Source organism: Rathayibacter sp. VKM Ac-2803 (genome assembly GCF_009807175.1).
Classification (GTDB): Bacteria; Actinomycetota; Actinomycetes; order Actinomycetales; family Microbacteriaceae; genus Rathayibacter.
The window spans coordinates 2967881-2981057 of sequence record NZ_WUCD01000001.1 but is presented as its reverse complement, the minus strand read 5'-3'; the positions used below and the strand labels follow the sequence as shown (position 1 = coordinate 2981057).

Here is a 13177-nt window from a genome sequence, read left to right as displayed (position 1 = left end):
CGGTCACGGCGCGCACGTCGACAGCGCCGCTACCGCGGAGGAGAGCGTGCCGGTGCCGCCGAGGAGCACGAAGCGGTCGATGCCGAGCTGCTGAGCGGCGTCGAGGACGCTCTGGCGGATGCAGTCGCTGTCGGTCAGGTAGATCCGCCGGTGCAGCTCGGATGCCGCCGCGATCGAGCCGAGTGCGTCGGCGAACGAGTCGGCCCGGACGAGGTAGGCGGTGTCGTTCAGCGGGTCACCGTTGCTGCCGCGGTTCACCGCGACGCTGGTGCGGATCCTGTCGCCGCCGGAGACCCTGCGGACGTCGATGTCGGGCAGGGCCGACTCGACGTCCGCCGCGATGCCCGCCGAGATCGCCGACTCGCTCCCGATGATCTGCACGCCCAGCGGTGACCGCGCTCGCAACGCGGCCTCGGTCGGCGCGTCGAGAGCGCTCTGTGCGCCGTCGACGAGCAGCACCGGGTCGCCCGCGTACCCGGCGACCGGGCCCACCGACAGCGCGTCGGGGAAGTTCGTCCCCGTGGCGAGGAACACGGTGTCGGCCTCGAGATCGCCGAACGCGTCCACCACGACGAGTCGGGACGTCTCGTAGCGGTCCCGACCGCCGATCCTGTCGACCACGGGTGAGAGCTCGCGGAGCCGTTCCTCCACCCCGGTGGAGACCGAGAGGGAGGAGCCCACTACGACGATCCGCTCGGGAGCCAGCCGGCGGATCTCCGCGGTGACCACGTCGGGGAGGATCGTCGGATCCGTCAGCAGCAGCGCCCCGCCCTGCAGCGCGGCAGCGGGTCCGGCGCTCAGCGCATCCGGCCAGTTCGCCCCGCTGACGAGATAGAGGACGGGCACCGGGGCGGTGAAGGCGGATCTCGACACAGAGACCGCAGTGTCGTAGCGGTCGGAGCCTGCGACACGGTCCGTGAAGTACTGCCAGGGGCGCAGCCGCAGGTCGATGCCGGTCGTCGTCGAGCCGGCATCGACTCGGACGGTCGTCGCTCCGGCGAGTGTCGGCGAGTCCTTCCAGTACCGATCCGAGAAGAAGCGGCGGCCCTCCCCGTCCGGCTCGCGCTCGGCGCGGACGGCGTACTCACCGGCCGGAAGAGAGTCGAGGGTGTAGCGGCCATCGGCGACGACCGCGTTCGCGTCGCGGCTCATGCTCTCCCAGTCGCCGGTGGCCGGGTCCTGCAGGTACGCGTCGACGCTCGCGTTCGAGCCGACGACTCCGGACACGGTGCCGCCGGGGTGGAGCTCGACGACGAACGTGCGCGTCTCCCCGGCCGCGAGCACCGCGACCTCGGCCGACTCGGCGAACGGCGTCCCGCCGAGCCAGCTGTGCGCCCAGCCGTCCGCCGACGCACGCACTGTCCAGGCGCCCGGCTGGACGGAGAAGCTCGTGGTGCCTCCGAAGACGCTCCCGCTCGAGGCGCCCCCCGGACCTCCCCAGCCGACGCCGTCGGAGTCGCCCGGGGAGAGCTGGAACGTCGTCATGGCGGGGCCCTCGGCGGGGCTGCCGTCCGCGGTCACGTAGTCCGCGGTCACGATGAGAGTGGCAGTGGTCTCCTCCGCGGAGGCGTCGACGGCGATCGAGCCGGAGACGAGGACCAGCGCGGTGATCGCGGCGGTGAGGAGGTGGGGCGTCTTCACGGTCGTCAGCTCCTGCACGGCTGCTGTGCGGGGACCTGAGGACCGAGGGTCCCCTCGCCGCCGACGAGGACGAGGGTGTCCGCTCCGCTCGATCGCGCGCTGGCGGGGATCGCGGTGCGGAGGCAGTCCGATGGGGTGAGGGCGACGTTCGCACCGCCCGCCGCTGCGACCGTGGAGACCGCCAGCGCATCGGCGAAGCCGGCCTCGTTCACGACGTAGACGGACTCGGACGAGGAGGGGAAGCGGCCGTTCAGCGCGAAGCTTGTCTCGGAGCGGTCCCGACCGGCGATGCGCTCGACGGTCCACGGACCGCCCGAGAGGGAGTCGAGGATCGTCTGGCGGATCGACGGGTCGGCGCCGAGCGCGATCACCTTCCCCGGGGCGAGACGGTCGAGCAGCGATCTCGTCGACGTATCGGCGGACTGCCGCGCGCCGTCCACCAGCAGCACCGCCTCGTGACGGCGGCCGGCGATCGGGCCGACGCTCAGCGCGTCGGGGTAGGAGTTGCCGGTGGCGAGGAAGACCTGAGCGGTGCGATCGCGGTCGAAGACGTCGTCGACGATCAGCCGCGACGTGTCGTAGCGATCCACTCCGCCGATCCGGGTCGTCGGGGCTGCCGAGGCGTCCCGGATCGCGCGCAGGACCTGCTCGCTGACCGTCCGGTCGCTGCCGACGACCACGACGCGCTCCGGTCGGAGACGGCGGAGCTCGGCGGCTACCGTCTCCGGGAGCTCGTCCGGATCGGTCAGAAGGAGCGCCCCGCCGAGCGCCGAGGCGGCCGGTCCGGCGCTCAGCGCGTCCGGCCAGGTCGCACCGCTCGCGACGTACACCACCGGCACCCCCGCACCGAACGTGGAGCGCGTCAGCCGGGTGGCCGTGTCGTAGCGGTCGCCGCCGTCGATCCGCGGCTGGTCCCACACCCACGGCGGGAGCCGGAAGGCGATGCCGGAGACGTCCGCCCCTTCCGATACGTCGATCAGAGTCGCGTCTCCGGAGGCGGCCGCGTCCGACCACCAGCGGTCGCCGTAGCTCGGCTCCGAGAACCACTGCTGCGCTCGGAGGGCGTACCGGCCGGGAGCGAGGTGGTCGATCCGGAAGCCCGGTTCGCTGCCGGTGGAGTAGTCGACCCAGCCCGAGGTGGGGACCCGCTCGAACGACTCCGCCTCCGGGTCCCACAGGTAGGGAGTGATCACGATCTCCGGACGCTGTGCCGGCAGCGGGCCGCCGAACGCCGCGGTCCCGGAGACGGATCCTCCTGCACGCAGGACGATGTCGGCGGTCTCGGTCGATGCCGACACGATGGTGGCGCCGCTGCGCAGTGACGCCTGGCCGTACCACGTGGCCGCCGCGGCGTCCGTCTCGGCCTGGATCAGATAGGAGCCCTCGACGAGCCCGTTGAGGGCGTAGAACGTCTGCCCGTAGGACGAGGCGACGACATCGCCGTGCAGCGTGTACGCCCGGACCGACACCTGCGTCGTCTCGTCGCGAGTCCCGTCCTCACGGAGCAGTGTGATCTCACCCGAGATTCGGATCTCGGCGGGCTCGGCTGCGGAGGCGGTCAGCGGAGCCGCGAGGAGCGCGAGGACGATCGCGCCGGCGGCGGCGACTAACGGCAGTGTCTTCATGTCGCTCCTTCGAGGAGGGCGACCGTTCGCCCACCGAACTCTAAGCGAGCGCATGGAGGTCGGCTCTCCTGCTCGCTTCCCCCCGTTCGCGCGACTCATCGGCGACGCCCAGCCGCAGCCCAGCGGGATGTCCGACGCCCGGCCTACAGTGACCCAGTGGAATCCGTGCTGCTCTTCGTCCTCGGCGTCGTCATCATCGCCGTCGGCGTCGCGCTCTCGATCGCGCTGCACGAGGTCGGCCACCTCCTGCCCGCCAAGCTCTTCGGCGTCAAGGTCACGCAGTACATGATCGGATTCGGCCCCACGATCTTCTCGAGGCGGCGCGGAGAGACGGAGTACGGGATCAAGGCGATCCCGCTCGGCGGCTACATCGCGATGATCGGCATGTACCCGCCGAAGCACGAGGGCGACCCGCTCACGGAGTCGGCCGTCGGCATGTTCAAGGGCGTCGGCCAGCAGTCCGCCGACATCCGATCCAGCAGCCGCCCCTCGATGATCGACGAGGCGCGAGCCGCGAGCGCGGAGACCATCGGCGAGGGCGAGGAGCACCGCGCCTTCTACCGCCTGCCGGTGTGGAAGCGCGTGATCATCATGTTCGGCGGCCCGTTCATGAACCTCGTGATCGCGACCGTGCTCTTCACCGTCCTGCTCTGCGGCATCGGAGTCGCGCAGAGCACGTCGACCATCGCCACGGTCTCGCAGTGCGTGGTCCCGGCGTCCTCGACCGGTGCCGAGACCTGCTCGCCCGACGACCCGCTCTCGCCGGGCGCCGAGGCCGGCATCCTCCCCGGCGACACCATCGAGTCGATCGACGGCACCGCCGTCTCGTCCTGGGACGACCTCACCCCGATCATCCGCGAGTCGGCGAACACGCCGCTCAGCGTGGTCGTCGACCGCGACGGCCGGGACGTCACCCTGACCATCACCCCCGTCGAGAACGAGGTCGCCGTCACGGACGCGTCCGGAGCCGTCGTGACCGACGCCTCCGGAGACGTCGAGACGCAGACCGTCGGCTTCATCGGCATCTCGCCGACCAGCGCCCTCGCACAGCAGCCGATCACCGCCGTTCCCGAGACGGTGTGGACCAACATCACCAGCGTCGCGAACGTGATCCTCAACCTCCCGCAGCGGCTCTACGACGTCGCGCAGGCCGCCTTCGGCAGCGAGGAGCGCGACGCGAACGGCCCGATCAGCGTGGTCGGCGTGGGCCGCATCGCCGGCGAGATCGCCGCCTCCGACCAGCTGCCGATCGTCTCGAAGGTGCAGACGATGGTGGGCGTGCTCGCCTCGCTGAACGTGGCGCTGCTCGTGTTCAACCTCGTGCCGCTGCTGCCGATGGACGGCGGGCACATCGCCGGCGCGCTCTGGGAGGGCCTGCGCCGCCGCGTCGCCAAGCTCTTCGGCAAGCGCGACCCCGGGCCCTTCGACATCGCCCGGCTGCTGCCGCTGACCTACGTCGTCGTCATCATCCTCGGCGGGATGAGCGCGCTGCTCATCTACGCGGACATCGTGAACCCGATCCGGCTGTTCTAGCTCGCACGCCGGTCCTTGCCCGGCGTGCCGCGGTCGGCTTGTCGAGGTGGTCGCGTGGGTGGAGCGTGGAGCGGTCGGCCAGCGCGAATCGCTGGAACGCGATTCACGCGTTCGCCTGCGAGGTGGTCGCCGGTCTCTGGTACGGAGGTGCGGACGGGTCGGCTTGAGGGATGGGTACCCTCTCGTCATGGCCCGACGCTCGCTGATCGAGTAGCCCGCGGAGCGGGCGTATCGAGATCCACCTCCTTCAGAAGACCCGGTCAGACGCCTCATCTCTTGAAGCCGGTGGGTCTCGATACGCCCCTGAGGGGCTACTCGACCAGCAGGGAGGGTGATGCGGGTCGCGGCTCCGCTGGCTGACCGGTCGCTGAACGGAGAGAGGGTCCGAGGTGGACGGCGGCGGCGCGCGCGTACGATGGTGGGCGTGCCAGCAGTCAATCTGGGTTTGCCCAAGGTCCCCGAGATCCTCGCTCCCCGTCGCAAGTCCCGTCAGATCAAGGTCGGCAAGGTGCTCGTGGGCGGTGACGCCCAGGTGAGCGTGCAGTCCATGTGCACGACGCCGACGACGAACATCAACGCGACGCTCCAGCAGATCGCCGAGCTCACGGCGTCGGGCTGCGACATCGTCCGCGTGGCGGTGCCGAGCCGCGACGATGCTGAGGCGCTTCCGATCATCGCGAAGAAGAGCCAGATCCCGGTCATCGCCGACATCCACTTCCAGCCCAACTACGTCTACGCGGCGATCGACGCGGGCTGCGCCGCCGTCCGCGTGAACCCGGGCAACATCCGCAAGTTCGACGACCAGGTGGGCAAGATCGCCGCCGCCGCGAAGGCCGCCGGCGTCTCGATCCGCATCGGCGTCAACGCGGGCTCGCTCGAGCCGAGCCTCATGCAGAAGTACGGCAAGGCCACCCCGGAGGCGCTCGTCGAGAGCGCCGTCTGGGAGGCGAGCCTCTTCGAGGAGCACGACTTCCACGACTTCAAGATCTCGGTCAAGCACAACGACCCGGTCATCATGGTCAAGGCGTACCGCCAGCTCGCCGAGCGCGGCGACTGGCCGCTCCACCTCGGTGTGACGGAGGCGGGGCCCGAGTTCCAGGGCACGATCAAGTCGGCGACGGCGTTCGGCATCCTCCTCGGCGAGGGCATCGGCGACACCATCCGCGTGTCGCTGTCGGCCCCGCCCGCGCAGGAGGTCAAGGTCGGCCTTCAGATCCTGCAGTCGCTGAACCTCCGCGAGCGCAAGCTCGAGATCGTCTCGTGCCCGAGCTGCGGCCGCGCGCAGGTCGACGTCTACACGCTCGCGAACGACGTCACCGCCGGTCTCGAGGGCATGACCGTCCCCCTCCGCGTCGCCGTCATGGGCTGCGTCGTCAACGGGCCGGGCGAGGCCCGCGACGCCGACCTCGGTGTCGCCTCCGGCAACGGCAAGGGCCAGATCTTCGTCAAGGGCGAGGTCGTCAAGACCGTCCCCGAGTCCGAGATCGTCGCGACGCTGATCGCGGAGGCCAACCGCCTCGCCGCAGAGATGCCCGCAGACGACACGTCGACCGGTTCCCCGGTCGTCACGGTCGCCAACTGAGCCGCGGCGGGAGCGGGTCGCCCGAGGACTCCGGATAGGATCGTCCCTCGTGGTTACCCGTCTCTCGCACCTGTTCGTCCGCACCCTCCGAGAGGATCCGGCCGACGCCGAGGTCGCGAGCCACCGCCTCCTGGTCCGCGCCGGCTACATCCGGCGCCAGGCGCCCGGTGTCTTCGCCTGGCTGCCCCTCGGGCTGCGCGTGAAGCGCCGCATCGAGCGCATCATCCACGAGGAGATGGAGGCGGCCGGCGCACAGGAGGTCCACTTCCCGGCGCTGCTGCCCCGCGAGCCCTACGAGCTGTCGGGCCGCTGGACCGAGTACGGCGACGGCGTCTTCCGCCTGAAGGACCGCAAGGACGCGGACTACATGCTCGCGCCGACGCACGAGGAGTTCTTCACCCTCCTGGTGAAGGATCTGTACTCGTCGTACAAGGACCTGCCGCTCTCGATCTACCAGATCCAGGACAAGTACCGCGACGAGGCGCGCCCCCGTGCCGGCCTCCTGCGCGGCCGCGAGTTCACGATGAAGGACGCCTACTCCTTCGACTACACCGACGCAGGCCTCGACGCGAGCTACCAGCTGCAGCGCGACGCCTACGAGCGGATCTTCCGTCGCTTCGGCCTCGAGTACGTCATCGTGCAGGCCGACGCCGGCGCGATGGGCGGCTCGCGCAGCGAGGAGTTCCTGCACCCCACCCCTGTCGGCGAGGACACCTTCGTCCGCTCGGCCGGCGGCTACGCGGCCAACGTCGAGGCCTACCGGACTCCGGTGCCCGACGCGCTGCCGATCGAGGGACTCGCCGCGGCGCGCGTCTTCGACTCGCCCGACACCCCGACGATCCAGACCCTCGTCGACCTCGCGAACGCTCAGCAGCCCCGCGAGGACGGGCGTGCCTGGACCGCCGCCGACACCCTCAAGAACGTCGTGCTCGCCCTCACGGCGCTCGACGGCACGCGCGAGCTCGTCATCATCGGGCTGCCCGGCGACCGCGACGTCGACCTCAAGCGCGCCGAGGTCGCCTTCGCGCCCGCCGAGGTCGAGGCGGCGACGGAGGCCGACTTCGCGAAGCACCCCGGTCTCGTGAAGGGCTACATCGGTCCCTGGTCGGCCGACGGCGCGGTCCTCGGTGAGGAGTCCGCGACCGGGATCCGCTACCTGGTCGACCCCCGCGTGGTCGACGGCACCGCGTGGATCACCGGAGCGAACACCTCGGGCCAGCACGTGCTCGACCTCGTCGCCGGTCGCGACTTCACGCCCGACGGCGTCGTCGAGGTCGCGGAGGTGCGCGCCGGCGACCCGGCGCCCGACGGCTCCGGCCCGATCGAGACCGCCCGCGGCATGGAGATCGGCCACGTCTTCCAGCTCGGCCGCAAGTACGCCGACGTGCTCGGCCTGAAGGTGCTCGACGAGAACGGCAAGCTCGTCACCGTCACGATGGGCTCCTACGGCATCGGCGTCACCCGCATCCTCGCGATCATCGCCGAGAGCAACCACGACGACCGCGGCCTGATCTGGCCCGAGAACGTCTCGCCCTTCGACGTCCACGTCATCGCGACGGGCAAGGACCCGTCGGCGCTCGCCCTGGCCGAGTCGGTCGGTGCCGCTCTCGAGGCGGCGGGCCGCGACGTGCTGATCGACGACCGTCCGAAGGTCTCGCCCGGCGTCAAGTTCGGCGACGCCGAGCTGATCGGAGTCCCGGTCATCGTGATCGCGGGCCGCGGCGCTCCCGACGGCATCGTCGAGCTGTGGGACCGCCGCACGGGGGAGCGCGAGCAGCTGCCGTCCGCCGAGGCCCTCGCCCGCCTCGGAGCCTGAGGGCCGGGGAGCCCCCGAGGCGGAGCCGTCGTCGACTCGTTCGGGTAGGATCAATGGTTCCGACGCGCGGGAGCGGCTCCCCCCGAGGCCGCCGCACCGCCTGACTTCGGACCGGACTTCGACGAGGTCGCGCATCCGCGACGCCAAGTTAATAGAGAGAAAGGCCCGCCCGTGGACATCGACCTGAGCGTTCTGCGCCTCCTGGAGCGCGAGCGCGAGATCCCCTTCGAGGAACTCGTGCAGATCATCGAGCAGGCGATCCTCACCGCCTATCTCAAGCACATCGGACAGGCCGACGACGCCGACAAGGCGACCGCGGTCGACGCGCGCGTGCACCTCGACCGCAAGACCGGGCACGTCACGGTCTTCGTCCCTGAGCTCGACGAGGAGGGCGCCGTGATCGGCGAGTCCGAGGACTCGCCGCGCGACTTCGGCCGCATCGCCGCCTTCGCCGCCAAGCAGGTCATCAACCAGCGCCTGCGCGACATCGGCGACGAGAAGGTCCTCGGCGAGTTCAAGGGCCGTGAGGGCGACATCGTCGCCGGAGTCATCCAGCAGGGCCCGAACCCGAAGATGATCCACGTCGACCTCGGCTCGATCGAGGCGATCCTCGCCCCCGAGGAGCAGGTGCCCGGCGAGGACTACAGCCACGGACGCCGCATCCGCGTGTACGTGACGAGCGTCGGCCGCGGGCCCAAGGGCCCGTCGGTCCAGGTCTCGCGCACCCACCCGTCGCTCGTGCGCAAGCTGTTCGCACTCGAGGTGCCCGAGATCGCCTCCGGAGTCGTCGAGATCGTCTCGCTCGCCCGCGAGGCCGGCCACCGGACCAAGATCGCGGTCCGCGCGACCGAGCCCGGAGTGAACGCGAAGGGCGCCTGCATCGGCGAGCTCGGGCAGCGCGTGCGCGCCGTCACCGCCGAGCTGAACAACGAGAAGATCGACATCGTCGACTACTCCTCCGATCTGCCGACGTTCGTCGCGAGCGCGCTGTCGCCGGCCAAGGTGACCAGTGCCTTCGTGATCGACCAGAGCCTCAAGGCCGTCCGCGCCCTCGTGCCCGACTACCAGCTCTCGCTCGCGATCGGCAAGGAGGGTCAGAACGCCCGACTCGCCGCGAAGCTCACCGGCGCGAAGATCGACATCCAGCCCGATTCGGTGATGGACGGGGAGTGACTCCGGAGCGTCGGCGTCGCGGGGAGGCGCTCCTCGGAACGAGGGAGTAAGGTGGAACCCGTCAGAACGTGCGTCGGCTGCCGTCTGCGAGCCCCCCGATCCTCTCTTCTGAGGATCGTCTCCCATTCCGATGTCCTCGCGGTCGATCCGCGGGCCGTCGCCGTGGGCAGGGGAGCGTGGCTGCATCCGACGAAGGACTGCTACGAACGCGCGGTCAAGCGCCGGGCGTTCAGCAGGGCGTTCCGGACACGCGAGAGCGTGGACGCGAGCGACCTCGAGCAGTACCTCACCCGCGATCCGACCGGCTCGGGCTCCTCATCCGGAGGACCCGACGCAGCGCACGATCACACCATAGAGAACAGGCAGAACGGCCCGTGAACTGATCATGAGCGAAGACTGATGAGCGGCTCGAAATGAGACCCGTCCGTTCGTGACGCCTGCCCCCGTCTTGGGTGCAGGCCCAAGACAGGAGAGAAGTGGCAAAACCACGCGTACACGAGATCGCATCGGAACTCGGTGTCGATAGCAAGGTCGCACTTGCGAAGCTGAAGGAACTGGGCGAGTTCGTCAAGGGACCGTCCTCGAGCATCGAGCCCCCCGTCGCCCGCAAGCTCCGCCAGGCCCTCCAGGGCCAGGCCGGTGCCAGCGCAGGCGGCACGTCGTCGACCCCGGCGGCCACCAGTACTGCGCGCCCCGGCGCCCCGCGCCCCTCGGGTGCACGACCCTCCGCGCCGACTCCCGGCCCGGCGAAGCCGCCCGCTCCGGCGCCGGCTCCTCCGATGTCGGTCGCCGAGCGTCAGCTCGCCGCCCAGGCGGCGCAGGAGGCCGCGGCCGCCCAGCGTGCCCAGGACGCCGCCAACGCGCCCGCCGAGGCTCCGGCTCCGGCGGCTCCGGCCGCCGCCGTCGCCGCCGAGACTCCGGCCGCCGAGGCTCCGGCCGCCGAGGCTCCCTCCGCCCCCGCGGCGGAGAAGCCCGCAGGCGGACCCACCCCCGGTGGGCCGAAGCCGGCGACTCCTCGCCCGGCTCCCGCGGCGAACACCCCCCGCTCCGGCGGCGCGGGCGGCTCCAGCCGACCCGGTGGCGCACCCCGCCCCGGCAACAACCCGTTCGCGAGCAACCAGGGCATGGGCCAGCGTCCCGCTGCTCCCCGCCCCGGCAACAACCCCTTCGCGAGCTCGCAGGGGATGGGCTCGCGCCCGACCCCGAGCAACATCCCCCGCCCCGCCGCACCCCGCCCCGGCGCCCCGCGCCCCGGCGGACCCGGCATGGGCCAGCGTCCCGCAGGCTTCGGCCAGCGTCCCGGCGGTCCCGGCGGCGGCGGAGCCGGTCGTCCCGGCGGCCCCGGTCGTCCGGCCGGCGGCGGCTTCCAGCGTCCCGGCGGCGCCCCCGGTGCAGGCGGCGGCTTCGCCCCTCGCCCCGGTGGCGGCGGCGGTCGCGGTCGCGGCCCCGGTGGTGGCACCGCCGGTGCGTTCGGTCGCGGTGGCGGCAAGAGCAAGGCCCGGAAGTCCAAGCGCACGAAGCGTCAGGAGTTCGAGCTCAGGGAGGCTCCGTCGCTCGGCGGCGTCAGCGTTCCCCGCGGCGACGGCAAGACGGTCATCCGTCTGCGCCGTGGCGCGTCCATCTCGGACTTCGCCGACAAGATCGAGGCCATGACCGGCGTGCCGGTGCCCCCCGGCAACCTGGTCACCGTCCTCTTCGCCCTCGGCGAGATGGCGACGGCGACCGAGTCGCTCGACGAGGCGACCTTCGAGGTGCTCGGTGGAGAGCTCGGCTTCAAGATCCAGGTCGTCTCGCCCGAGGACGAGGACAAGGAGCTCCTCGAGGGCTTCGGTCTCGACCTCGAGCAGGAGCTCGAGGACGAGACGGACGAGGACCTCGAGATCCGTCCCCCCGTCGTCACCGTCATGGGTCACGTCGACCACGGAAAGACGCGCCTGCTCGACGCGATCCGCAACGCCAACGTCGTCGCCGGCGAGGCGGGCGGCATCACGCAGCACATCGGTGCGTACCAGGTCGTCGCGGAGCACGAGGGCATCGAGCGCCCGATCACCTTCATCGACACCCCGGGTCACGAGGCGTTCACCGCCATGCGAGCCCGCGGTGCCCAGGTCACGGACATCGCGATCCTCGTGGTCGCGGCGGACGACGGCATCATGCCGCAGACCATCGAGGCGCTGAACCACGCCCAGGCGGCCAACGTGCCGATCGTGGTCGCGGTCAACAAGGTGGACAAGCCCGACGCCAACCCGGCCAAGGTGCGCCAGCAGCTCACCGAGTTCGGTCTGGTCGCCGAGGAGTACGGCGGAGACGTCATGTTCGTCGACGTGTCGGCGCGAGCCAACACGGGCATCCAGGACCTCCTGGACGCCGTGCTGCTCACCGCGGACGCCGGTCTCGACCTGCGCGCCAACCCGAACAAGGAGGCACGCGGAGTCGCGATCGAGGCGAAGCTCGACAAGGGACGCGGCGCGGTCGCGACCGTGCTCATCCAGTCGGGAACGCTGCGCGTCGGCGACGCGATCGTCGCGGGAACGGCCTACGGCCGCGTCCGCGCGATGGCCGACGAGAACGGCGTCGCCGTCCTCGAGGCCGTGCCGTCGCGACCGGTGCAGGTGCAGGGACTCTCGTCCGTGCCCCGCGCCGGCGACACCTTCCTCGTCACCGAGGAGGACCGCACCGCGCGCCAGATCGCCGAGAAGCGCGAAGCCGCTCAGCGCAACGCCCTGCTGGCCAAGGCCCGCAAGCGCATCTCGCTCGAGGACTTCACCCGCGCTCTCGAGGAGGGCAAGGTCGAGTCGCTCAACCTCATCATCAAGGGCGACGTGTCCGGTGCCGTCGAGGCGCTGGAGGAGTCGCTCGTCAAGATCGAGGTCGACGACTCGGTGCAGCTGCGCATCATCCACCGCGGTGTCGGTGCGATCACGGAGTCGGACGTCAACCTCGCGACGATCGACAACGCGATCATCGTGGGCTTCAACGTCCGCCCCGACCCGAAGGCCCGCGAGCGCGCTGCTCGAGAGGGAGTGGACATCCGCTTCTACTCGGTCATCTACAACGCGATCGAAGAGGTCGAGAACTCGCTCAAGGGCATGCTCAAGCCCGAGTTCGAAGAGGTCCAGTCGGGTGTCGCCGAGATCCGCGAGGTGTTCCGCTCCTCCAAGTTCGGCAACATCGCGGGTGTCATCGTCCGCTCCGGCACGATCACCCGCAACTCGAAGGCGCGCGTCATCCGCGATGGCGTCGTCGTCGGCGACAACCTCGCCATCGAGTCGCTGCGTCGCTTCAAGGACGACGTCACGGAGGTCCGTACGGACTACGAGGCCGGTATCGGGCTCGGAAAGTACAACGACATCCAGATCGGCGACGAGATCGAGACGATCGAGATGAAGGAGAAGCCGCGAGGCTGATCCCGACTCCCCAGAAGGCCCGGGTCCGCCCGGGCCTTCTGCCTTCCCCGGGGGGCTTCTCCGGGTGTTCTCCTGGAGGGGATCGGGAGGGTGCTGTCGCCCTCTCGCGCCATCCCGCGCCCTACGGGCGCCCGCCAGACCCGAGCCGGGCGCGAGAGGACGACAGCACCCTCCCTCCGCTTCGGTTCAGGAGAGCTTCGCGCTTCTGAGGGAGGAGCGGGTGGGGTGCCTCGTTGCGGCTCCTGGCTCGGGTCTGGCGGGAGCGCCGCAGGCGCTCGGGAGGGAGCCGTGACGAGGCACCCCACCCGTTCCGGTCGGCTCGCAGAAGCCACTGCCACTAGAGCACTCAGTACGGCAATGATGAGATGACGAGCCGAGAGGCGCGTCGAGAGAGATGTGA

General features: G+C 70.8%; 8 protein-coding genes. 6 read left to right on the top strand and 2 right to left on the bottom strand.

The features are described from left to right. Nucleotides 1-3: 3 nt before the first annotated feature. Both GRS96_RS13970 and GRS96_RS13965 read right to left on the bottom strand, forming a co-directional pair. Nucleotides 4-1641 carry a cell wall-binding repeat-containing protein gene (locus GRS96_RS13970; RefSeq protein WP_159988760.1) on the bottom strand — a complete coding sequence of 546 codons (1638 nt, stop codon included), beginning with the start codon at nucleotides 1639-1641 and terminating at the stop codon, nucleotides 4-6. A gap of 5 nt (nucleotides 1642-1646) precedes the next feature. Further along, nucleotides 1647-3266, bottom strand: a complete 1620-nt coding sequence (locus GRS96_RS13965) for a cell wall-binding repeat-containing protein (protein WP_159988759.1) — start codon at nucleotides 3264-3266, stop codon at nucleotides 1647-1649. 165 nt (nucleotides 3267-3431) lie between these two features. On the opposite strand from GRS96_RS13965, the gene GRS96_RS13960 reads away from it, so the two are divergent. The 6 genes from GRS96_RS13960 to infB all read left to right on the top strand — a co-directional run bounded on the left by GRS96_RS13960 (nucleotide 3432) and on the right by infB (nucleotide 12777). Beyond that, entirely contained in the window at nucleotides 3432-4799 is a 1368-nt protein-coding gene (locus tag GRS96_RS13960) for a site-2 protease family protein (RefSeq protein ID WP_159859269.1), read from the top strand. Between the two features lie 424 nt (nucleotides 4800-5223). Further along, nucleotides 5224-6381 (top strand): flavodoxin-dependent (E)-4-hydroxy-3-methylbut-2-enyl-diphosphate synthase, encoded by a 1158-nt coding sequence (gene ispG, locus GRS96_RS13955; RefSeq protein WP_204162089.1) that lies wholly within the window; start codon nucleotides 5224-5226, stop codon nucleotides 6379-6381. A gap of 49 nt (nucleotides 6382-6430) precedes the next feature. Beyond that, nucleotides 6431-8197, top strand: coding sequence for a proline--tRNA ligase (locus tag GRS96_RS13950; RefSeq protein ID WP_159988758.1), 1767 nt, complete (start codon nucleotides 6431-6433; stop codon nucleotides 8195-8197). Between the two features lie 171 nt (nucleotides 8198-8368). Continuing rightward, nucleotides 8369-9370: a transcription termination factor NusA gene (gene nusA, locus GRS96_RS13945; RefSeq protein ID WP_159859213.1), complete on the top strand. Its 1002-nt coding sequence runs from the start codon at nucleotides 8369-8371 to the stop codon at nucleotides 9368-9370. Between the two features lie 51 nt (nucleotides 9371-9421). Continuing rightward, the gene (locus tag GRS96_RS13940) at nucleotides 9422-9748 is read left to right on the top strand and encodes a YlxR family protein (RefSeq protein ID WP_159859216.1); all 327 of its coding nucleotides are present in this window, start codon (nucleotides 9422-9424) and stop codon (nucleotides 9746-9748) included. A gap of 98 nt (nucleotides 9749-9846) precedes the next feature. Then, nucleotides 9847-12777 (top strand): translation initiation factor IF-2, encoded by a 2931-nt coding sequence (gene infB / locus GRS96_RS13935; protein WP_159988757.1) that lies wholly within the window; start codon nucleotides 9847-9849, stop codon nucleotides 12775-12777. Nucleotides 12778-13177: the final 400 nt, after the last annotated feature.

What these genes read in the sequence shown, in the direction of transcription:
- GRS96_RS13965 (WP_159988759.1), bottom strand. Translation starts at nt 3,266, where the DNA reads ATGAAGACACTGCCGTTAGTCGCCGCCGCCGGCGCGATCGTCCTCGCG.